This is a genomic window from Rhodanobacter ginsenosidimutans (assembly GCF_042655685.1).
Taxonomy (GTDB): domain Bacteria; phylum Pseudomonadota; class Gammaproteobacteria; order Xanthomonadales; family Rhodanobacteraceae; genus Rhodanobacter; species Rhodanobacter ginsenosidimutans.
Genome location: NZ_JBHSMM010000002.1, coordinates 586,756 through 609,915 on the forward strand (window position 1 = coordinate 586,756; position 23,160 = coordinate 609,915).

Below are 23,160 nucleotides of genomic sequence, written 5' to 3' on the forward strand. Positions count from 1 at the left end.
GCGGCTCGATCTCATGCGAGTCGGCAGCAACGCACCCGATGATGAAACACATCTTCAAGGCCCTCGGTATTCTGCTGGCGCTCGCGGCCGGCGCGTATTTCGTGCTGTACGCCCATCAGGCGCTTGCCGGCAAGGATTTATCCGCCCTGCTCGATGGCAAGGTGATGCTTGCGGGAGCCTCCCTGACACTGCTCTACGCTTCGTCCATCATTACGACGGCGATTGCCTGGACACTGCTGCTTCGATCCATGAATCAGCAAGCCAGGTTCGGCCGCCTGCTCCCCATTCTCGCTACGACGCAATTCGGCAAATACCTTCCAGGTAACGTGGCTCAGCATATTGGCCGTATCGCGCTCGCACGAGGGGCCAACGTGCAGCTCCCCGCAGCTGTCTTTTCCGTAGCTTACGAACTGCTGCTGGCGCTCGTCGCAAGCGCACACATCGGCGCTCTTACGCTCCTGTGGTCGCCACCCGCAGCCCTGCTGACGTGGAGAATCACCGAATATCGGCTGCCACTGCTGGCGGCCGTCACCGCCTTTGCAGTGGCAGCCCTGTGGCTGGCGCCACGTTTCGCTGTCTTGTTGGGCCGCCTGAGGGGAGGTCAACGCCCGGAGGAAGAATCCGGACTCACGCGCCTTCACCTCGACCCCACTACGGTCGTCGCCTGCTATGCGCTTTATGCCAGCAGCTTCGTGATGATCGGAGCCGGCCTGTGGCTGGTCGCGCACACACTGGCCGATCCGACTTCGCAGGTTCCTGGCGTACTGTTTTTCGTAGGCGCATTTGCGAGCAGTTGGATACTTGGCTTTGTCGCACCAGGTGCACCGGCGGGATTGGGCATCCGTGAAGCCCTGCTCAGTGCCTGGCTAAGCGGCGTCATGGCACCTGTCGACGTAGTACTAGTCGTGGTGACGTTGCGCATCGCCACCACACTGGGTGATCTGTTGAACTTTGCGTTGGGCAGCGTGTTCATGCTGCGCCGAGCCGGCAACTAATCGAATCACGGAACTGCATGCATAACCGGAAAACCCATTCGTCCAAGTCCGCTTGAGGCGAAGGATCAATTACCAGGACCAGACTCGCCGGTTGCCCAGCAACCGCCGCAATATCACAAGACGATCAGCGGCAGGCAGAGAACTACGGGAGGCGCGAAGAGCACGCCATCCAACAACAGAACTATGCAGAACCTGTTTCGAACCGAACGACACTCAAGCACCAAGGTGAACCCATGAAACTCATCATCCAGATCCCATGCCTCAATGAGTCAGAGACACTGGCTATCGCACTGGCTGATCTGCCTCGTGAAGTCGCTGGCTTCGACACGGTGGAATGGCTGATCATCGACGACGGCTCGACCGACAACACGGCGGAGGTCGCACGCCAGAACGGCGTTCACCATGTGGTGCGCCATCCGGTGAACCGCGGCCTGGCGGTTGGCTTCATGTCCGGACTCGATGCGTGCCTGCGGTTGGGCGCCGATGTCATCGTCAACACTGATGCAGACAATCAATACTGCGGCGCCGACATCCCCAAGCTCACTGCACCGGTATTGGCGCATGAGGCGGACATTGTCATCGGTACGCGGCCGATCGACGACACGGAGCACTTTTCCTGGATCAAGAAGAAACTGCAGCGCCTCGGCAGTTGGGCGGTGCGGGTAGCGAGCAAGACCGACGTTGCCGACGCTCCCAGCGGCTTCCGCGCCATGTCGCGCGAAGCGGCGCTGCGCCTGAATGTGTTCAACGCCTATACCTACACCCTGGAAACAATCATTCAGGCCGGCCAGAGCAACCTGACCATTCTCTCTGTTCCAATCCGTACCAACGGCGACCTTCGGCCGTCACGGTTGGTCAAAAGCATATCCAGCTACGTGAAGCGCTCGTTGGTGACGATTCTTCGCGTATTCGTGATCTATCGGCCGCTTGCACTGTTTTTCTATGTTGGCTCGGTTTTCTGGCTGATCGGATTGGCCGCGGGCGGACGTTTTCTGTACCACTACTTCGACGGTAGCGGTGCGGGCCATATCCAATCGGTGATTCTTGCCTCGCTATGCATCACGCTAGGCATGCTTTTGTACATGATGGGTTTGATCGGCGACCTGATTGCCACCAATCGAAAGCTCTCGGAGCGCATTCTTCTCCGCGTCAGGCAACTCGAACTCAAGCGTGATTCGCGTCAAAACGATTCCACACCATAACCCGATCAAACGTTGGTGTTCGGAGACGCCCCCCTGCGACGCCTTGCAAAAAAAGCCCACCCCGACAAAAGTCCCAACAGAGTGATCAGGGATATCCAGGTGCCATAGCGTAGTGAATTCGGGCGATAGCTGAATTCCAGCGTGGTCGGCCCATTCACGGAGAATGCTGGTAATCCATCGAGATACCATTCGGGAAAGACTTCGGTGCCATCCATGCGAACCAGCCAGTCTTTCTTCGGAAAGTTCATTGGCACCACGACAAAGCCGGGACTGGTGCCGAGGTATTCCAATGTGAAATCCGTTTCGTCTCGACCGAGCAGTCGCACCTCATTTGAGCTCTCGCGACCTGGCCACGCACTTAGCGTTGGCAGAAAATAGGGCCCGGACGGGACGTTGGTATTTTCCATCAGGTGCATGCCGTTGTCCGAGGCAACCGGCACGAATGTCCCGGCGTCATCGCGGGGCGCAGCCAGGTCAAACTCGATACAACCTGATATTGGATTGCCATCCACCCGCAGCGAGCAATTTTCTGCGGCCGCTGGCGTATACCACGCAGTGATACGGTCTGTGGCGCCCGCATGTTGATAGGAAAATATGAACCGATAATTCCCCGGTGCAAGGACAAGTGTCTTTGGAAGCTGGAAAACCGCCATGTGGTTATCCAACACTGTTGATGCATCAACAACACTACGAGCTATCGGTTCAGCCTCACCGTCCCTGTACAAGGTCATCACAACCTCGCCAACCAGGTCCGCCCTCGAATAAGTAGCCAGACGTACCAGCATCGCCTGTGGATGATAGCTGCTGACCAGATTGAGCGACTGCACCCATTCGTGGCCCGGCATGGGCGGAAGCGGTTTGTGCACGGGAATCTCTACGTCCTGACCAAAGTTGGGTCGCAGGCCAGCAAACGCCACTTCAGCGCCACCCAATACATAGCGCACCCCCAACGCGGACATGGCCGGACTATTCATCCGTATGTCTTTCGCCATTACGAGAGTCGCTGTTGGCGTGGTAAATGGATCGTCAATAACCCTATCCAGCACCGATTTTATTGCGGTGCTCTTGAAGGCATGTGCGAACCACTCCGGGATGCCATAGTAGCCAAGCGTTCCCGATATCAGAAAATTCCTGTCCGTTATTACACTTTGGAATGGCCGGATGTTTTTATTTATTTTCGTCAGCAACGTATTTTCAGGATAAAAAAAGGTTACCGGGACAGGACCGTTGAACTGTCGAAAGAGTGACGCCAGATCCACTGCCTGGTAAGCAATCAAGGAAACGAATATGGACTGAACGAGAAGCTTCCACCGTATTCTCGTCAACATTTCATTGAGGAGAAACGCCGAAGCAACAGCCAACGCAATATCGAGAATAATGATGCTTCGGGACCAAGGATTGTGTGCCAAGCCGGGCACCCAGCTCAGATAGGGAGCCGGAATAATTTCAAACACCAGTGTTGCTGCCACAGCCCCCAGCAACAGTGAATAGAGCCCGAGGACGCTGACCTTACCGCGTCGCCACAATATGAAACCGAACGCCAATAAGCCAAGCACGAGTCCAAGCAGACCTACATACATGGTGGATTCGACGCGTGGCATCAGCTTCGCGAAATGGGGCAGCAAAAACCTGGCATCGTCGGGCAAGTGCAGCGAACTACCACCGGAACGATAGCTGACGTCAAATCCGGCGAACCAGGTAAGAAATGAAATGAGCGGTATGGCGCAGAGCAACATCGCCACGATCCAGGCCACGCCGAATCCAACGACGCGCATGAGCGCACGGGGCTGTTTGTCCACGACACACAAGCAGAGAAGATAAAGCGCCGCGCTTCCCGCGCCGAGCAAGACAACGAATGGAAACCCACCAAGCAGAAGCAGGCCGCTGAAACCCACCATCAATATGAAACGCCCATAACTTGGGGTCTTCCACCAACGGTCAATCGACCAAAGCAGCCAACATATCCAGATGGAGGTCAGGGTATGTGGCCAGTACAGCCATGCTGTATGAAAGCCACAAAGCATGATGGTGACGGCACCGAAGATCGACGGCAGCAGGGCTGCTCGACGGCGTAACCAGAGATGAGCCCCCCAACCCGCCATGGCCAGATTGAAAAGCGTTGCCAGATAGAAGCCGAGTGCCGCATTCGGCGCCATGGAAAATATTGCAAACGCGGGAGTCAACTCCGCGTTTGAGAGATCTTGAATGCCGGGCCGCCCTCCTGCCGGAAGCGGATTCCAGGCGGATAAATGCCCCTTGCGGATTTCATCCCGTTGGTAGACCCAACTCGGTAGCAGGCTATCGAGCACATCCGAGCGCTCCCGGCTCCGCACTGTCACCGGCTCATCGGGCACCGTCCAGCCAGCTTGTGCCACGAGCAGGTCGAAGGGCCCAACGGTCTCCCCCGCGAAGGGGTTGGTGCCGATCACGGTGACCGCAAGAGCAAGGTAGCCCAATATCGGCAAGAGCTTTGCGCCTAAACGCATACCTGACCAGGAAATGGAATTCATTGGGCCTCTCTGTCTTCGAATGCATGCCAACGCCCCCATCTGTAACGACCGGTCGTTGGCGGCATGCGTGATTGTTGCAGATCAGGTGTCCCCTCGGACCTGTCACCATTCATGGAATGCTTCGAATGCTAGTGACGGTCGGCAAAAGGGAACCTGCGGGCGATACCGCACGAAATACAGCGCACCGCAGAGAAATACTTACCGCACAAACTGCTGGACCACGAACTCCGACGCCGGCACGGTTAAATGACCACGGTCGAAACTGGTGAGCGCGTCAAGTCGACCACCGATCATGGTAAGGCAGCCCTGCTTGTTGCATAGAACCTGGCGCGGGGACAAGTAATTGACACCGACTTGCTCCGAAAACTTCCTAAGTGAGGCATCAAGCTCCTCGCCGCCGCCAGCCAAACCGAACGTCATACGTTGGTGGAACTGCTTGTCTCGCTGGTAAGCCTCGAACAGGCTGGTCGGCAGGGTATCGCTCCACTCAGGCAATTGGCCGACAAGATCAATACGCTGCACGCCCAGCTTGCGGAGCTCCGCAATCGCGGCAGTAACCTCCGGTGCAATACCAGGCCAGCCTTGACCCGACCACCGTGCAGCGATCACCACGTGACCCACCTTTTCGGCAGCGACCCGGCGCATGACTTCATTGACAATGTCTTCGCAGCGCCGGCCACCAGGAGTAAACCCGACCGCTGGTGGGCAACCCACGGCAGTAACTTGCAAAAGCCGGCTCTTACCCGCCAGCACATACTTGTATCCGGGGTACAGGGCCGCCGCATACGAATCGCCCCATAACAACATTGTGTCCTTCGGCGCACTCTTCGGCCCATCGGCGCAGGTTGCCAAGCTGGATGCCGGCTGGACAGCCAACAGAAAACAACTACGCGACCGATATGGAATGGACGGATCGTATTTGAAGCTCGCCAACGCTTGTATTTCATTAGGAAAACGGGAGGAGAAGCCTCTATTGAGATGGATCACGATCCCGGCGACAAGGATCAATGCGAGCGGCACGCAAACCAATACGACCCTCGAAACGCTATTCCTTCCCGCACCGAAGCGGATGGGCTTCTCGACAAAACGATAGGTCAGCCATGCCAGTACGGCGCTCGACAACACCGCGAATAAGCGAATGCCGACGGATGGTTGGCCACTTTCGTGTATGCGCGAAAAAACGAGTAGCGGCCAATGCCAAAGATAGAGCGGATAGCTGATCAATCCCACCAACACCATGCCGCGCAGCGAAAGCACGTTGCGGCAAATCCAGGACTGCGATCCCGCCGAAATCAACAGTGCTGCGCCGAAAGTCGGCATCAAAGCCCACCAGCCGGGGAATTGGCTGTCCTTCCTCAACAGAACGACCGCACCAGCGATCAATAGCAACCCGAGCCATGCCTTGGCTTCAGCAAGCCCACGCGAAGTGACCGCGTCCGCCTGCTTCATGCCATGACATGCCAGCAAGCCGCCGAGTGCCAGTTCCCAGAATCGGGCAAATGGCGAGTAAAAAGCCGCTACCGGATCACTACCAACTTGGTACACGTTCAATGCAAACGAGAGAAGGATGACCACTAGCAACGCGGGATATAAGTTCAGGCGCAGCCTGTGCAGTACATAGAGGCCTAATGGCCATACGATATAAAACTGCTCTTCGATACCCAGCGACCACAAATGCAGCAAAGGTTTCGTTTCTGCGACGACGTCGAAGTAACCCGCCTCCCTCCACAACAACAGGTTCGAGACGAAAGCGGCACCGCCCGTGACGTGTTCGCCTAGACGTTCGTATTCATCTGGAAGAAGCATGAACCAGCCGACCACGCACACGAACAGCAGAACCAGGAACAATGCAGGAAATATGCGCTTGACTCGCCTGCTGTAAAACCATCCGAGAGAGAATTTCTTCGCCTCCAGCGCCTCCCAGATGATCCCGGTAATCAGAAAGCCGGAGATGACAAAAAATATGTCGACACCGACGTAGCCGCCGGGCGCCAACTCCGGCGCGGCGTGGAAGATCACGACCAGCAATACCGCAATCGCGCGCAGGCCGTCGATCTCCGGCCGATACTTCAGCATCTTTTGTTCCCCAATAGTTCATGAACTAAACGAAGGATCACAATCTTGTGACCCGCTCGCCAAAGCACCGCTTCGCACGTTCGCTAATCACCCTCGGTCATTGCTAGAGGAGACGACCATTGAAACGGCAAGAGCCCTCCGCCGGTAGCTTTGGGCGAGCGCTTTAAAGCACTATATCCGTCACCGATGGGGCGTTCCAGATTCGACAGCAACACCCTGCATATGGAAGTTATAGCGGCCTGACTCCTCTCGTTCGCGATCAGCGCGAGTGTCGTGCCGGTCGCAGCAAAGCGGGCGACCTTGGTGCCCTGACTGACTGAAGTTGGGCGCTGACCAAATAACACGCCTATTTGGCACAAGCCTTTCGCATAGCCTTCCAGCTCATTACTGCGGCATCTCGATCAGCCGTGGGCCTTAGGCCAACAAAGAACTCGATGGTCATTGATGCGGTATCGAAAAATTGCGTGCATTCAAAAACGGCTAGCCCGTGGCTCGCGAGATCGACCATGAGATCGGCAAAGGTGGATGGGGTAAAAACCCAACAATGCACGTCGTGGTAGATGCCATCCATGGCCTGTGCCGCGCAGGCCATGGCATGCGCCAGAGAATGGTGACGCTCAAGCGTCTCGGCCTGCAACGCGCCCCTCCACGCTGCACCTCCATCGACCTTGACTACGTTCAACACATAATCGAGCACGATGTGGGGCAAAGGCGTGCGCGCGCGCATCATGTGCGCATAGACCACATCGTTCAATCGCGTTTCCCTGCGCAGATAGTCGAACGTGAAGCGCCGATCCGGAATTGCCAGCCGTATCTCACCACCCGGCCTCAAAATGGACGCCAGCTCACCGAGCCATGAAATGAGATCGGGCACATGTTCGACCACGTGGGATGCCACTACGTAATCGACGCGCTCTTCCAGCGCCTCGGCCAATGGCCGCTCTCCCCACACCGCGTCGACATCAACCAGCGCATCCAGATCCACATCGGGATCAACTCGGTATTTCTCACGCAATGTCGCGGTATCGGCATGATCGACATAGAACACACGACCATCCTGACGTGTGACGAGAGGCCTGCAGAGCGCGCCAATTTCCACCCCAACACGCCCTGCAACATCAATGTCGCACAGAAGTTTTTCTCTACGATCCATAACTACTCCCGCCGTCGTCAGAAACTGTTTGGCGCTGGATTTGATGGCGCCCGTTGAGGTGCGCCGCGGAAGGAAGTTGAAGATCGATACCATCAGCTGGAGGTCTTTCGTGAGCGGCCCCAACCAACTTGAACTCCCCGCCATACCCGGTAAATCATCCGGTCAGCTTATTGGAACAACGCGCGATCAGCGCCATGGGAAAGCCGGCTTCCGCTACCGAACTTGATCCTGGCTGGTGGATATGGATCGTGGGGGGAACGCCAATTCGAACGGTGTCCCCGTTAGCGCAAGGTTATGACTGTAAACCGGATCAGCGGACAGTTCACGCGGCCATTTCTGCTGCATCGATTCGACCTCACTCGCAAAGCGGGCCTTCTTTTCAGGTGAATCTTCGTAGCCGCGAGTGGCCGATTCGTGGTGATACAGCTCCGCAAAAGGGGTCCACAAATTGCGATAGCCCCGCTGTTGTACGCGCAGGCAGAAGTCAATATCGTTGAACGCCACCTGCAAGGACTCGTCCAGGCCGTTCACTTCGTCGAATACCGCACGCCGGATAAGCAGACAAGCAGCGGTCACCGCGCTCATGTTCTGGACAAGTCTGGCTCGCCCCATCTGTCCGGGGTAACCACGTGGCTTGCCGCAGTACGCATGTGCCGCCACGCCATGCACGCCAAGCACGACGCCGGCATGCTGGATGGTGCCGTTGGGGTAGTACAGCATCGCGCCAACGGCTCCGATCTCCGGCCTCATGGCATGCCCAGCCATCTCCTGCAGCCAATCAGGAGAAATCGCCTCGATGTCGTTGTTGACCAGCCCGACAAGCTCACCGCGGGTCTGCCGAACCGCGTAATTGTTCAGCGCCGAGTAGTTGAACGGCTTATCGTACGCAAGCACGCTCACCCGAGGATCGGCCACGACGTCGCGCAAGTACTGCAACGTGGCGGGATCACTCGACTGGTTGTCGACGATGATGATTTCGTAGTTGTCGTAGGTGGTCAGCGTGAGAATCGAATCGATGCAACGCTGGAGCAAGTGAAGCCCGTCGCGAGTTGGAATGATCAGGCTGATTTTTGGGGACGGTGCAGGCAAGGCGTAACTGACACGGAAATTTCCGGGTCGCCCATCGATTTCCTTCACCTCGGCGTTGGCGTTCACACGCTCAAGGTGCTCGGCGATGGCCTTCATGCCGGCCGTGCGCGCGTAGCTCTTCTCGTCAACGGCCACGGCGGTGGAGCCCGGAATCGCACGCCAGTGGTAGAGCACGCGGGGGATATGCCCGATGTCTGCCGGCGTCAGCCGCTCGATACAACGCAGGGCAAGGTCCCAGTCCTGGCTACCTTCGTAACCTTCACGAAAACCGCCCACGTCGAGCATGAGCTGGCGCTGGTATATGCCGAGATGACTGATGCAATTCTGTGAAAGCAGCAGATCGTAGTTCCAGTCCGGCTTCATGTATGGGTCGTAACGTCGCCCATCCTGATCGATCTTGTCTTCGTCGCTGTAGACAAGCTTCCACGAGCGATGAGACTGCAACGCCTTGACCACTTCGAACAGGGCCAACGGATGAAGCTCGTCATCGTGATCGAGCAGCGCAACGTACTCGCCGGTTGCTAAAGCCAGGGCGCTGTTGGAGGTGGCCGAGATATGTCCATTCTGAGGGCGCCGCACGACCCGGATCCGGCCATCTTTTGCGGCATATTCATTCAATATCCGGATGACATGCGATGCCGGGGAGGCGTCGTCCGCCAGACACAGCTCCCAATGCGGATAGGCCTGGGCCTGGACACTCTCGATGCAACGGCGCAGCCACTTCTCTTCGGTGTTGTAAACAGGCACGAGAACCGAAACCAGCGGCTGGAATTCCCAGGCAGCACTCAGTGAACGCGCCTGCTCGACAGCCTGTGGCGTGACGCTGTCGTAGTTCTCCAACCATGCGTCATACGTATTCGCAATGCCGACGGGTCGTGTATATGACGCGTAGAGCGCCTTCCACATGCCGCGGAAGCCGACCGAACGAAACTTGTTGAGCACCATGCGCGGGCTGATCCCTTTCCCGCCCGGCTGACTGGTGGAAATTCGGGTTGCCTGCAACAACGCCAACCCCGCCCGCAACTTGCTCACACGCTTGATGATGAGTCGGCGCACGGACAACTGACAGGGAGACGTGGCCGGATCGAATCGCAAGCCATGCAGAGGATGGGTAAAACACACAAGACCACGATGTGATGACTGGCCCGGTTTGACGAACGACAGATTGATGCCTTGCATATCCGACGGTACGCCGGGGCCGTAGTCCGGGTACAGCACTGCCTGCACGGGGCTGCCATCATGCTGCTGCATGTCCAGACTGACCATGTACCAGCCCGGCGCAAGCGGAAAATTGTCACTCCCGCAGGCAAACATCGGATCGTTGCCCGTCACTTGCCAGCGCCTGTCCGCGGGGTCCAGTGCACCCAGGTGCTGCAGGGGCATCAACCGGAACTCGGTTCGCGAAAACCGCAGGCGCAACCGCGACAGCAAACTGCGCCGCTGAAGCAGGCTGCGCAAGACCGCCTCCTGGCGGGCCAGCCCTTGTAGCAGCGGCTCTACAGCAACAATCACATGCTGATCGATATCGTTCGTACGTTTCTGCAGTGCCGCCAAGCCTTGTCGCAAAGGGCCGACAACAGCGGTCAGATGCTGATCAATGGCGCTCAGCCGCCGTTGCAATTCAGCCTCTCCCTGCATGATTCGCTCATCCAGGGTCTGCGCCATGTGCCGCTGGGCATGATCCAGCCGTTCCACGCTTCGACCCACGGTACGCAAGGCGATTTGCCCCGCAGCCGCTTGCCGGATCTCGCCTAACGCCTTGGCCTGCGTTGCAGTCAACTCCCACGCAGCGGGCTCGTTGAGCACGACCTCAATCGTCAACTCCAGACGAAGGGTCAGCGCGCCAGCCGACGGCAGGTCAGCCACGAGATCGCCAATCTCGATCTCCACGTAGGGATCGCGTTCAAGCGAGACGATGCGCAGCTCGCTGGCCACCTCCGCCGGGCAAACGTCGCAATGCAGAAAACCCAGCCGGGCATGGATATCCGGCATCGCCACCTCATGCGAAGCGTCGCCTTCGATAGCCAGACGGATCGCGCCCAGGCGAAACACGCCGGGTGCTTCGCCTGGGTCCAGCCGGATAAAGTCCGGGCGCACGCCCGATGGCAACAGAAATTCGATCGCCCGTTTGCCCGTGGTGACATCAAGCTTCGCGCTGAGCAACCGCTCTTCGCTGAAGTGTCCGTCGCGTTGCCGGTAGAAAAGGCTGCAGACCAGATCCGGTGTGGTGACCTCCACGCGCGTTGGCGCCCCACCGTCCGCATGGACAATGGTCTGACCCAACTGGCTGAAGCATTCACGCATGCGTTCGGGTTCGGCCTGCGCAGCCTGCATGAAAGCCTTGAATTCCTCAGGCGCGTGCGCGCCGACCTGCACTACGCCCAATCCATTGCTGTGGGCAAAGTCGAACGTCGGGTAGTGTTCGGCCAGCTCCTCGATCAGACGGTAAACACCGAACCCGCGATCGCGCACCTGGGTGTCATGAAAAAGCACGACGGCGCGGTCGCTCAGCTTCGGGAGCCAGGTCTCGAAATCATTCCGCACGGCTTCATAGGAATGCAATCCATCAATATGAAGCAGATCGATACTTCCATCAGCAAAATCAGCCACTGCGTCTTCGAAGAACGCGCGCTTCAAATACGAAAAACTTCCATACAGCGGGTCGTGATATGCCTTCAGGCCAAGATACACATCGTCCGCGTATTTTCGCGCATGTGCATCGCCTTCCCACGAATCGATTGCGGTGCAATGGGTTTCTGCACCCAGGTGACGAATCGCCTGGCAGAAGGCCAGATACGAATTGCCGGAATCGGTACCCAGCTCGACCAGGCTGCGTGGACGCAGCAAGTCGATCAGCAAATACGCAAACGGGATATGTCCAGCCCAGGCGAATGGAAACGAAAGCCGCGGCCGCAGAAAAGCGACCGGATGATCGTCAAGGCGAAATGGTTTCATGAAATCATTCACGGTCAAGGGTAATGTCGTGCATAGGCAGGCCAATAATGCCTGCGGGAGCCTGGGTGCCCTGCGATTTGAACATCAAAGCCTCATGAACCCAGCTCTGGATGACATGGTCGTCCTGGCTACCCTCGGCGACTCCGGCTGTAATGAAATAATCGCCCGCCTGGAGGCGTGGCATGTCGAAGTGGAATCGAGCACGAAAGGTTTCCCCGGCGGCCACCGAAAAACCTTCATCCAGATAACTGAGATAGGTGTTGTCGCCGAACAGCAGCTGGCCGAGCCTGTCTTTCACATAGAAACCCACGATCACACTGTCCAGCGGCTCATCCGCTTCGGCGGTGAGCTCCAACACCACACTTTCACCACCAACAACCCAGGCCAACTGCGCATCGTTCTCGTCAAGAATGGCCACGTCAGTCACGCGCGCCTTCAGTTCGCCAAAGCTCCCGGCTTCAGGATGGAACGGTGAAATATGAATATCGTTGCGAAGCGAGGAGCGGTCAATCAGCTCCTGACGGGCATCCTTGCGTCGCGGTGGCAGCACTCGTTTGGCAGCCCCAACCGTCTCGCGCCGCAAGGCTCCGCCCTGACGCTCGGCCATGAACGCCTCCAGATACGCATGCACCACTTCCTTGGCCGTACCGCACGCTTGTTGCGTCCCATGATCCAGCCAGACGGCGCGCTCGCATAACCCGGTTACTGCCGAACTGTCGTGACTGACGAAAAGCAAGGTGCCCTTCGTCTTGAATTCGCGCAGGTAACGCATGCATTTCTGCGTAAAGAACGCATCACCCACCGCAAGCGCCTCATCGATAATCAGGATGTCTGCATCGACATGGGCCATCACGGAAAACGCCAACCTCATGGCCATGCCGCTTGAGTAGTTCTTGACGGGTTGGTCGATGAAATCACCAATGTCGGCAAATGCCGTGATCTCGTCAAAACGCTTGTCGATCTCGCTGCGCGACAAGCCCAACACAGACCCGTTCAGATATACGTTTTCGCGGCCAGTGAACTCGGGATTGAAGCCCGCACCAAGTTCCAGCAATGCGGCAACCCGCCCCCGCACGCGAACGTCGCCGGTCGACGGCGCCAAAGTGCCGCAAATAATCTGCAGCAAGGTCGATTTGCCCGAGCCGTTGCGACCGACAATGCCCACCGTCTCACCGCGCTGAACAGTGAAATTGATGTCGCGCAGGGCTTCGAACTCGCGATACCAGCGTCGATTTCCACCCACCAGCATCTGCATCAGTCGGTGATGCGGCTTGTTATATATCGGATAAACCTTGCCCATGCCCCGCACTTCAATGACTGGCTCAGAGGACATCGGCAAACCCCCGTTGCGTCGTCACGAACCAGGCATGCCCGAGCCACGCCACCAATAGTCCACCCACCGTCGCGAACGCGAGCGCCCCCCAGTTAGGCCACTCGCCCATGAGCACCACCATACGGGCCTCGTCGATGAAGAACGTCAGCGGATTGAGATGAAACAGCGTCTGCAGATTCTGCGGCAGGATGCTGACCGGAATGATTGCCGACGACAGAAACAACATGGCCGTCACAAATACCGGCATTACCTGGCTGATATCACGAAAATAGACACCGACCGACGCCAGGAACCAGCACAAGCCCATCGTCAACAGCAGCAGCGGAATGAAGATCAGAGGCAGCAGCAGCAGCGTCGGATGCAACCGATGTTCCAAGGCCAACATGAGCAGTGCGAGCACAATGACATTCATGAGTGCGTGGAACAGCGCCGAAAACATCATCGGCCATGGCAATACGTCGAGGGGGAATACCACCCGCTTCACGAAGTTGGGGTTACCCACTACAAGAGTGGTGGCACGCGACGCACATTCGCCAAAGAAACCGTGGACGATCAATCCGACGAACAGGATTACCGCGTAAGAATGGTCCCCGCCCGCCTCTTGCGGCCAACGACTTTTCATTACCGTGCCGAACGCAAAAGCATAGACACACAACATCATGAAGGGGCTGATGACCGACCACGCCAATCCGAAACTGGCACCGCGGTAACGCCCCAGCACCTCGCGCTTGCTGAGTTCCCAAGCCAATGATTTATTACGGATCAGCGACGCAAAGGGGCTTTCCCAACGCCGACGATCCTGCAACGTCGTGGCGTCGCTGCGCCCCAGCTGTGGTGCCGAACTCATCGCAGCGCGTACTCCAGCTCTGCGCGCAAATCAGCAATATCCTCCACCCCCACCGACAGACGTATCAGCCCGTCACTGATGCCCAGCCGCTTGCGGTTGGCGGCCGGTACCGAGGCGTGGGTCATGATTGCCGGATGCTCGATCAGGCTCTCGACGCCACCGAGGGATTCGGCCAGGGAAAACAGTTCGCAGCGTTCCAGCATGCGCCTGGCCTTCCTCAGGCCGCCCTTGACCTCGATGGTGATGATGCCGCCGAAACCGTGCATCTGGCGCTTGGCCAGCGCGTGTTGCGGGTGGCTCTTCAGGCCCGGATAGATCACCCGCTCCACCGCGGGGTGTTTTTCCAGCCACTTCGCCAACTCCAGCGCGCTGGCGCAGTGCGCCTTCATGCGCAGGTGGAGGGTTTTCAGGCCACGCATGGCCAGGAAAGCATCGAATGGACCGGCGATGGCGCCCACCGAATTCTGCAGAAAGCCCATCTGCTGGGCCAGATCCTTGTTGCCGGCAACCACGATGCCGCCAACCATGTCGGAGTGACCATTGATGTACTTGGTGGCTGAATGCAGCACCAGGTCCGCCCCGTATTCCAGCGGGCGCTGGACCATCGGTGAGCAGAACGTATTGTCGACCACCAGAATCAGACCGTGCTTCTTGGCGAATGCGGCCACCTTGGCCAGGTCGACCAGCTTCAGCATGGGATTGGTGGGCGTCTCGGCCCAGATCATCCGCGTGTTTGGCTGCAGGGCGGCTTTCATCGCCGCGGTGTCGTTCAGGTCGACGAAGCTGAAGTCCAGCCCGGCCGAACGGCGGCGCACCTTCTCGAACAACCGATAGCTGCCGCCATACAGGTCGTCCATCGCGATCACGTGGCTGCCCGAGTCGAGCAGGTCCAGCACGGTGGATGCCGCGGCCAGGCCGGATGCAAACGCGAAGCCGGCTACGCCGCCCTCGAGGTCGGCCACACAGCGCTCGTAGGCCATCCGGGTCGGATTTTGCGAACGTGAGTACTCATAGCCCTTGTGCTTGCCGGGGCTTTGCTGCACGTAGGTCGAGGTGGCGTAGATCGGCGTCATGATGGCGCCAGTGGAAGGATCCGGGTGCTGCCCGGCATGAATCGCCCGGGTCCCCATGCCGTGTCCGTTTTGCTTCGTGCCAGTTTTCATCGACCTCAACAACCCGCGGGGCGGGTCCCGTCATTGTGAAGTCCGCCATCTTACCTTCTTATGGGGGTAGTTCTGGTTGGTGTGGATGCGCGACGTTCATCCAGGGGGCGGCAAAATTGCGCTCTTTTCAACGCCGTTCCAAGCCGCCCAACCCTTCGCGCTTGGTTGACGAGGCGGGAAAAGGCATCATTTGCCATCCCCTCGGCAAGCAAGTCGCCGTATCCACCGTCGAACCATGGACGTATTGATGACTTCTTCATCCGCAAGGATCACCACCTTACTTGTCACCGGCGGCGCCGGGTTCATTGGCGCCAACTTCGTGCTGCAGGCCATCGCCGATGGCCTGCGCGTCGTCAACCTGGACAAGCTCACCTACGCCGGCAACCCGGACACGCTGGCCTCGCTGGACGGCAACGCCCGCCACGTGTTCGTGCAGGGCGACATTGGTGACCGGGAGCTGGTGGCGAAACTGCTGGCCGAACACCGTCCCGACGCCATCGTCAACTTTGCGGCCGAATCTCATGTGGACCGGTCCATCGATGGCCCGGCCGAGTTCGTGCAGACCAATGTGGTGGGCACGCTGGCCTTGCTGGAAGCCGCCCGCGACTACTGGCGCGGCCTCGACGACGGGGTGCGCGACGCGTTCCGTTTCCTGCACGTGTCGACCGACGAGGTCTATGGCTCGCTGGGCGCCGAGGGCAAGTTCACCGAGCAGACCGCTTACGCGCCCAACTCGCCCTACTCCGCCTCCAAGGCGGCCTCCGACCACCTGGTACGTGCGTTCCACCACACCTACGGGTTGCCGGTGCTGACCACCAACTGCTCGAACAATTACGGGCCATACCAGTTTCCCGAGAAGCTCATCCCGCTGATCATCCAGAAGGCGCTGGCCGGTGAGGCCTTGCCGGTGTACGGCGACGGAAAGAACATCCGCGACTGGCTGTTCGTGGGCGATCACTGCAGCGCCATCCGCCGCGTTCTCGACGCCGGCCGGGTCGGTGAAACCTACAACGTGGGCGGCAATGCCGAGCGCGAGAACATCCAGGTGGTGAAAGCCATCTGCGCCCTGCTCGACGCGCGCCAGCCGCTGGCCGACGGGCGCGCGCGCGAATCGCTGATCACCTATGTGAAGGATCGTCCCGGACACGATCGCCGCTATGCGATCGACTCCAGCAAGCTGCAGGGCGAACTGGGCTGGCGGCCCTCGCAAACCTTCGAAACCGGCATCGCGCAGACGGTGGACTGGTATCTCGCCAACCAGTCGTGGAGCCAGCGCGTGCTCGACGGCAGCTATCGCATGGAGCGGCTCGGATCATGACGACCACCAAAGGCATCATCCTGGCCGGCGGCTCCGGTACCCGGCTGCATCCGATCACCCGCGCAACCAGCAAGCAGCTGCTGCCGGTGTACGACAAGCCGATGATCTACTACCCGCTGGCCACGCTGATGCTGGCCGGTATTCGCGAAGTGCTGGTGATCAACACGCCGCACGAGCAGGAAATGTTCCAGCGCCTGCTCGGCGACGGTTCGCAGTGGGGCATCGACATTCGCTATGCCGTGCAACCCTCGCCGGACGGGCTGGCCCAGGCCTTTACCATCGGCCGTGATTTCATCGACGGCAAGCCGAGCTGCCTGGTGCTGGGCGACAACATTTTCTATGGCCACGGCTTTACTGACCGCCTCAAGCACGCCGCGACGCGCGAGCGTGGCGCCACGGTGTTCGGTTATTGGGTAAAGGACCCGGAGCGCTACGGGGTGGCCGAGTTCGATGCCGCCGGCAAGGTGATCGGGCTGGTGGAGAAGCCGGCCCAGCCGAAATCGCACTACGCGGTGACCGGCCTGTATTTCTACGACGAGCGCGTCTGCGACTACGCTGCGGCGCTGAAACCCTCGCCGCGCGGCGAGCTGGAAATCACCGACCTCAACCGCTGCTACCTCGACGACAACTCGCTGCACCTGGAGCAACTGGGCCGCGGCTTCGCCTGGCTCGATACCGGCACGCACGAGTCGCTGATGGAAGCGGGCAACTACATCCAGACGATCGAGAATCGGCAAGGACTCAAGGTGTGCTGCCCCGAGGAGATCGCCTATCTCAACGGCTGGATCCACACCGATCAATTGCTGGCGCTGGCCGCACCGCTGGCCAAGACCGGTTACGGCCAATACCTGCAGCAATTGCCGACGCAGGGCCTGGCACGATGAAAGTGATCGAAACCTCCCTGCCCGGCGCACTTGTCCTCGAACCGCAGGTGTTCGGCGATGCCCGCGGCTTTTTCTACGAGAGCTACAACGAGGCAAAGTACCGCGACGCCGGCGTCGACCGCCGTTTCGTGCAATCCAACGTCTCGCGTTCCGCCAAGGGCGTGTTGCGCGGGCTGCATTACCAGTGGCCGAATCCGCAGGGCAAGCTGGTCAGCGTGCTTGAGGGCGAGGTGTACGACGTGGCGGTGGACATCCGCCGCGGCTCGCCCAATTTCGGCAAATCGGCGGGCGTGCTGCTGACCGCCGAGAACCACCGTCATTTCTGGGTGCCGGAAGGCTTTGCCCACGGCTTCTGCGTGTTGTCCGAGTTCGCCACCTTCAGCTATCAGTGCACCGCGCTGTATGAACCGAAGGCGGATGCCGGCATCCGCTGGAACGATGCGGCGCTGGGTATCGACTGGCCGGTCAGCACGCCGCTGCTGTCGGACAAGGACGGCAAGACCCCGCTGCTCGAAGATGTGCCACCCGAGCGGCTACCGGTCTACGCTCCGTGAGGGCTCTGCTGCTGGGTGCCAACGGCCAGCTCGGCCGTACCTTCCTCGATCATGGGGCCCTGGCTGCTCGCACCGATCTGGTCTCCGCCAGCCGCGACGGTGTGTTGACCGCCGGCGGCACTGGCGAAGTGGCCGACCTGTCGATGCCCGAATCGCTGCCCGCCCTGCTGGATCGCGTGCAGCCGGACGTGATCGTCAACGCCGCCGCCTATACCGCGGTCGATCGCGCCGAGCAGGAAGAAGCGCTGGCCACCCGCGTCAATGGCGAGGCGGTCGGCGTGCTCGGGCAATGGGCCGCCGCCCACGGCGCGCTGGTAATCCACTATTCCACCGACTACGTTTTCGACGGCAGCCAGGCCCAGCCTTATGCGGTGGATGCGCCGACGGCGCCGGTAAACGCGTACGGCCGCAGCAAGCTGGCCGGCGAGGAAGCGCTGCGCCGCAGCGGTACCGATCACCTGATCTTCCGCACGGCGTGGGTGTACGCCGCGCATGGCCACAACTTCCTGCGCACCATGCTGCGTCTGGGTGCGGAGCGCGACGAGTTGCGGGTGGTGGCCGACCAGCATGGCGCGCCCACCGATACCGGCCTGATCGTCAATGCCACGCTGGCGGCGCTGGCACGCTGGCAGCCGGCCAGCGCGACCGAGCGCCAGACGCTGCGCGGCACGCACCACCTCGTGGCCAGCGGCGCGACCACCTGGCACGGCTTTGCCACCGCGATTTTCGAACAGGCCGTGGCGCATGGCTTGCTGCCACGCGCGCCGCACGTGCTGCCAATCGCCAGTGGCGAATTCCCCACCCCTGCCCCGCGGCCCGCATGGTCGGTGCTGGACAACACACTGCTGCAGACGCGGTTCGGCCTGACGTTGCCGGACTGGCGCGATGGCCTGGGTAATGTGGTCGGCGAAATGGCCCGCTCCGCGCGCGGGTGAAGCCCCACCGCAAGACTGTGGGAGCGGCTTCAGCCGCGATGCTCTTGTGCCGGACCTCAGGGCAGGAGCATCGCGACTGAAGTCGCTCCTACAGGCGGTGCGCCAGCCCGGGTTGGCATTATGATCACCGAATGTTGATTCCCCTCATTCTCAGCGGCGGCAGCGGTACCCGGCTTTGGCCGGTGTCGCGCAAGAACCTGCCCAAGCAATTCCTGGCCCTGGCCGGCCAAGGCACGCTGTTTCAGCAGGCGATCGCGCGCACGCGGCAGTTGCCGCAAGTGGCGGCGCCGATCGTGGTGGCCAGCGACGACCACCGCTTCCTTGCCGCCGACCAGTTGCTGGAAGCCGGCATCGACGACGCCACCATCGTGCTGGAGCCACTGGCACGCAACACCGCGCCGGCGATTGCGCTGGGCGCGCTGCAGGCGATCGATCGCGATGCCGACGCGGTGTTGCTGGTGCTGCCGGCCGACCATCTCATCGGCGACACCGCCGCGTTTGCCGCGGCGGTGGAAAAGGCGTTGCCACTGGCCCGGCAAGGTTGGCTGGTGACGTTCGGCATCCGCCCCGACCGGCCGGAAACCGGCTTCGGCTACATCCGCCATGGCGAGGCGGTCGGCGACGGTTACCACGTGGATCAGTTCGTCGAGAAACCGGATCTCGCCACCGCGAAATCCTATGTTGACGACGGCGGCTACGACTGGAACTCGGGCATGTTCCTGTTCAAGGCGTCGCGCTACCTGGAAGAACTGGCGGCGCATGCGCCGGCGATGCTGGCCGCGGTGCGCGAGGCGCATGCGAAGGCCTCGGTCGATCTGGATTTCGTGCGTGTCGACCGTGATGCGTTTGCTCGCGTGCCGGACGATTCAATCGATTACGCGGTAATGGAAAAAACCCGCCGCGCGGCGGTGATCCCGGTCAGCTGCGCGTGGAGCGACATCGGTTCGTGGTCGGCGCTGTGGCAGACCTCGGTGCACGATGCGCAAGGCAATGCCCACGACGGCGACACGCTGGCGATCGATACCCGCAACTCGCTGTTGCGCTCGCATGACCGCCACCTTCTGGCCACCGTCGGTGTGGACGATCTGATCGTGGTGACCACGCCGGATGCCACCCTGGTGGCGCATCGCGATGCCGCGCAGGATGTGAAGAAGATCGTCGAGAAGTTGAAGGCCGCCGGTCGCAGCGAGCATTCGCTGCACCGCGTGGTGCATCGTCCGTGGGGCAAGTACGACTCGCTGGAGGAAGGCGAACGCTTCCAGGTGAAGCGCATCGTGGTCAAGCCCGGCGCCAGCCTCAGCCTGCAGAAACACCACCACCGCGCCGAACACTGGATCGTGGTTTCCGGCACGGCCGAGGTCACTTGCGACGACAAGGTGTTTCTGCTGGGCGAAAACCAGAGCACCTATATTCCGCTGGGCAGCAAGCATCGATTGCGCAATCCCGGCAAGCTGCCGCTGGAGTTGATCGAGGTGCAGTCGGGAAGTTATCTGGGCGAAGACGACATCGTGCGGTTTGACGATGTTTACGGGCGCGCCTGATTCCCGACATCCCATGTAGGAGCGGCTTCAGCCGCGACCCGGGTGTGCCTCGTAGCCCGGTCGCGACTGAAGTCGCTCCTACAGGAGTCGCGGGCCTACAGGAAATCGGCGGGATGAAGCTTGTAGGTCTGGCCGGCTTTCGTCGACAGCGACACTTGCCGCTTGCCATAGCGCACCACGCAATCGCCACCACGCAGTGAGCGCACGCTGGCTTCGACCAGCTTGCCTTTCGCCCAGCGCATGTCGATCACGAAACCGCCGCGCGCGTGCAGGCCGCGCACTTCGCCTTGCGACCACGCATCGGGCAAGGCGGGTAGCAGGTCGAGCTGGCCGGGCTCGCTTTGCATCAGCATTTCCACCATGCCCGAGGTGGCTCCGAAGTTGCCGTCGATCTGGAACGGTGGGCCGGCGTTGAACAGGTTCGGGTAGGTGCCGGCCCATTCGTGGCCCAGCCGCGTGTCGCGCGACGCCGGCTTGAACAACACATCCAGCAGGTGCAGCGCGCGGTTGCCGTCGCCCAGGTGCGCCCACAGGTTCACCTTGTAGGCTTCCGACCAGCCGGTGGAGTCGTCGCCGCGCACGTCCAGCGAGCGCGCTGCCGCGGCGGCAAGTTTTGGGGTTTCGGCGAGGTCGATCTGGTTGCCGGGGAACAGGCCCCACAGGTGCGATACGTGGCGGTGGTGCACCTCCACCTCGCGATAGGGTTTCAGGTATTCCTGGATGCGACCGTCGAGGCTGATCTGGATCGGCGCCAGTCGCGCCCGTTTGGTTTCCAGCTCGCGGCGGAAATCAGTGTCGACATGCAGATCCTGTGAGGCCTCGATCACCGCGCCGAACAGGAAGCGGATCAGCTGCTCGTCCATCGTCGGGCCCATCACGATCGCGGCCTTGCGGCCGTCGTCCATGTAGACGGTGTTTTCCGGCGAGCTGGAGGGTGCAGTCACCAGCCAGTGATGGCTTGGCTCTTCGATCAGCACGTCGGCGTAGAACTGCGCGGCGCCGCGCAGTACGGGGTAGTAGCGGCGCAGGAAATCGCGGTCGCCGGTGTAGCGGTAGTGATCCCAGATGTGGAAGCCCAGCCACGCGGGCGCGCCCTGCCACACGCCCCAGCTGGCCTCGGCGCCGGGCGCGGTGAAGCCCCACAGGTTGGTCAGCGTGTGCACCACCCAGCCGCGCGCGCCGTAATAGCGCTGCGCGGTTTTGGCGCCGGGCTGTTGCAGCGAGGCGGTCAGCGCGAACAGCGGCTGCACCAGCTCGCCCAGGCCGGTGGGTTCGGCCGGCCAGTAGTTCATCTCGATGTTGACGTTGGTGTGGTAGTCGCCATTCCACGGCGTGCTGGTGCCTTCGGCCCACAGTCCCTGCAGGTTGGCGGGCAACCCGCCGGGGCGAGACGAGGAAATCAGCAGGTAGCGCGCGTATTGGAAATACAGCGCGGCGAAACCGGGGTCGCCACCATCGCCGTAGGCATCGAGCCGCGCCCGCGTGGACATCGCTTCGCGCGCGCTGTCGACGCTGCCCAGTTGCAGCGAGAAGCGGTCGAACCATGAACGGAAATCGGCCACGTGCACCGCATGTAGTTGCGCCACGGAGCGATTCGCCACCCGCTGCAGATCGGTGGCGCTGGCGGCGACGGGATCGGCCGTGTGGCGTCCGGCGAAACCGTCGTAGTCGGTGGCTTCGCTGATCAGCACGGTGACGTCGGTGCCGTGTTCGACGCGTATGCCGTGCGCATCCGCATGCACGCTGGCGCCGGGTGCGATCACCCGCACCCGCGCCGCGAAAGTCAGGCCCTTGCCGCTGCCACCGCTGTCCAGTTCGCCGTGCATCAGCAGGCCATTCGCGCCGTCACCCTCAACCGTGGCGCGTTCGGCACGATCGAGCTTCGCCACGAAGTTCAAGGCACCGGTACGATCGGCGTTGAGGTGCAGCACCATCACCTGGTCGGGTGCGCTGACGAACATCTCGCGCCGGTAGCGCACGCCGTCTTGCGTGTAGCGCACTTCGCTGGTGGCGCTGAGGATGTCCAGGCGGCGGCGGTAATCGCTGACCGGTGCCGCGTTCGCGGCGAAATCCAGTGTCAGCGTGCCCAAGCCCTGATAGGTGCCGTAGTGCGCGTTGGCGCCCTCGCCGCTCCAGGTGAAGTGCTGGTTGGTCAGTTGCTCGGCGTCGACGTTGCGGCCTTCCAGCAGCAATTGGCGGATCTTCGGCAGGTAGTTCACCGCATCCTTGCGATCGGCGCCGTCGTAGCGCGAGCCGGAAAACATGGTGATTTCGCTGAGCGAATAGCGCGCTTGCTGCACGCCGCCATAGACCATCACCCCCATGCGCCCGTTGCCCAGCGGCAGCGCTTCGTTGAAGGTGTTGGCCGGCGCGTCGTAGTGCAGCTGCAGGTTCTGGGCGGCGAGCGACGCACCGGAAAACAAGCCAAGCACGACGGCGACGACCGCCAGCATCAAGTAGACGCGCGCCTTGCCACGGCGGCGCGCGGGCGGGTTGGGTATGAGCATGTGATCACTCCAAACTTGCGAAGAAAGCCACGTGCTGGGGGTTTCTTCTATCGCGCGTGCGGTGCGCGCGCCCTCTTCCGCCCTTCGGGCACCTTCTC

Annotated in this window: 15 protein-coding genes; 7 read left to right on the plus strand and 8 right to left on the minus strand. The window is 60.7% G+C overall.

The window, feature by feature from the left end; translation table 11 throughout:
- The first annotated feature begins 38 nt into the window (after positions 1-38).
- Complete coding sequence (locus tag ACFPK0_RS12550; protein ID WP_377341149.1) at positions 39-995, plus strand: lysylphosphatidylglycerol synthase domain-containing protein; 957 nt, start codon at positions 39-41, stop codon at positions 993-995.
- 233 nt (positions 996-1,228) lie between these two features.
- Positions 1,229-2,197, plus strand: a complete 969-nt coding sequence (locus ACFPK0_RS12555; RefSeq protein WP_377341151.1) for a glycosyltransferase family 2 protein — start codon at positions 1,229-1,231, stop codon at positions 2,195-2,197.
- A 5-nt stretch (positions 2,198-2,202) separates the two neighbouring features.
- On the opposite strand, the gene ACFPK0_RS12560 is transcribed toward ACFPK0_RS12555, so the two are convergent.
- The 7 genes from ACFPK0_RS12560 to ACFPK0_RS12590 form a co-directional block, all read right to left on the minus strand.
- Entirely contained in the window at positions 2,203-4,707 is a 2,505-nt protein-coding gene (locus ACFPK0_RS12560; protein ID WP_377341153.1) for a glycosyltransferase family protein, read from the minus strand.
- A 198-nt stretch (positions 4,708-4,905) separates the two neighbouring features.
- Complete coding sequence (locus ACFPK0_RS12565; protein ID WP_377341155.1) at positions 4,906-6,783, minus strand: acyltransferase family protein; 1,878 nt, start codon at positions 6,781-6,783, stop codon at positions 4,906-4,908.
- 346 nt (positions 6,784-7,129) lie between these two features.
- On the minus strand, positions 7,130-8,029 hold the full coding sequence (locus ACFPK0_RS12570; protein WP_377341157.1) for a methyltransferase domain-containing protein: 900 nt from the start codon (positions 8,027-8,029) through the stop codon (positions 7,130-7,132).
- A gap of 120 nt (positions 8,030-8,149) precedes the next feature.
- Positions 8,150-11,980, minus strand: coding sequence for a glycosyltransferase family 2 protein (locus tag ACFPK0_RS12575; protein ID WP_377341159.1), 3,831 nt, complete (start codon positions 11,978-11,980; stop codon positions 8,150-8,152).
- Between the two features lie 4 nt (positions 11,981-11,984).
- Positions 11,985-13,280, minus strand: a complete 1,296-nt coding sequence (locus tag ACFPK0_RS12580; RefSeq protein ID WP_377341161.1) for an ABC transporter ATP-binding protein — start codon at positions 13,278-13,280, stop codon at positions 11,985-11,987.
- A gap of 22 nt (positions 13,281-13,302) precedes the next feature.
- Positions 13,303-14,160, minus strand: a complete 858-nt coding sequence (locus ACFPK0_RS12585; RefSeq protein ID WP_082520299.1) for an ABC transporter permease — start codon at positions 14,158-14,160, stop codon at positions 13,303-13,305.
- Positions 14,157-15,323, minus strand: a complete 1,167-nt coding sequence (locus ACFPK0_RS12590) for a trans-sulfuration enzyme family protein (RefSeq protein WP_056085439.1) — start codon at positions 15,321-15,323, stop codon at positions 14,157-14,159. The genes ACFPK0_RS12585 and ACFPK0_RS12590 overlap by 4 nt, the downstream gene beginning before the upstream one ends.
- A 247-nt stretch (positions 15,324-15,570) precedes the next feature.
- Here ACFPK0_RS12590 and rfbB point away from each other — a divergent pair, with 247 nt between their 5' ends.
- The 5 genes from rfbB (at position 15,571) to ACFPK0_RS12615 (ending at position 20,555) form a co-directional block, all read left to right on the plus strand.
- A complete protein-coding gene (rfbB, locus tag ACFPK0_RS12595; RefSeq protein ID WP_377341164.1) occupies positions 15,571-16,641 on the plus strand; it encodes a dTDP-glucose 4,6-dehydratase in 1,071 nt (356 codons plus the stop codon).
- On the plus strand, positions 16,638-17,525 hold the full coding sequence (gene rfbA, locus ACFPK0_RS12600; protein ID WP_377341166.1) for a glucose-1-phosphate thymidylyltransferase RfbA: 888 nt from the start codon (positions 16,638-16,640) through the stop codon (positions 17,523-17,525). The genes rfbB and rfbA overlap by 4 nt, the downstream gene beginning before the upstream one ends.
- Positions 17,522-18,079 (plus strand): dTDP-4-dehydrorhamnose 3,5-epimerase, encoded by a 558-nt coding sequence (gene rfbC / locus ACFPK0_RS12605; protein ID WP_377341168.1) that lies wholly within the window; start codon positions 17,522-17,524, stop codon positions 18,077-18,079. Before rfbA ends, rfbC begins: the two co-directional genes overlap by 4 nt.
- Positions 18,076-19,014, plus strand: coding sequence for a dTDP-4-dehydrorhamnose reductase (rfbD, locus tag ACFPK0_RS12610; protein WP_377341170.1), 939 nt, complete (start codon positions 18,076-18,078; stop codon positions 19,012-19,014). The genes rfbC and rfbD overlap by 4 nt, the downstream gene beginning before the upstream one ends.
- A 131-nt stretch (positions 19,015-19,145) precedes the next feature.
- Positions 19,146-20,555 (plus strand): mannose-1-phosphate guanylyltransferase/mannose-6-phosphate isomerase, encoded by a 1,410-nt coding sequence (locus tag ACFPK0_RS12615; RefSeq protein ID WP_377341172.1) that lies wholly within the window; start codon positions 19,146-19,148, stop codon positions 20,553-20,555.
- Between the two features lie 95 nt (positions 20,556-20,650).
- Here ACFPK0_RS12615 and ACFPK0_RS12620 read toward each other — a convergent pair whose 3' ends face one another.
- The gene (locus ACFPK0_RS12620; protein WP_377341174.1) at positions 20,651-23,062 is read right to left on the minus strand and encodes a glycoside hydrolase family 95 protein; all 2,412 of its coding nucleotides are present in this window, start codon (positions 23,060-23,062) and stop codon (positions 20,651-20,653) included.
- Positions 23,063-23,160: the final 98 nt, after the last annotated feature.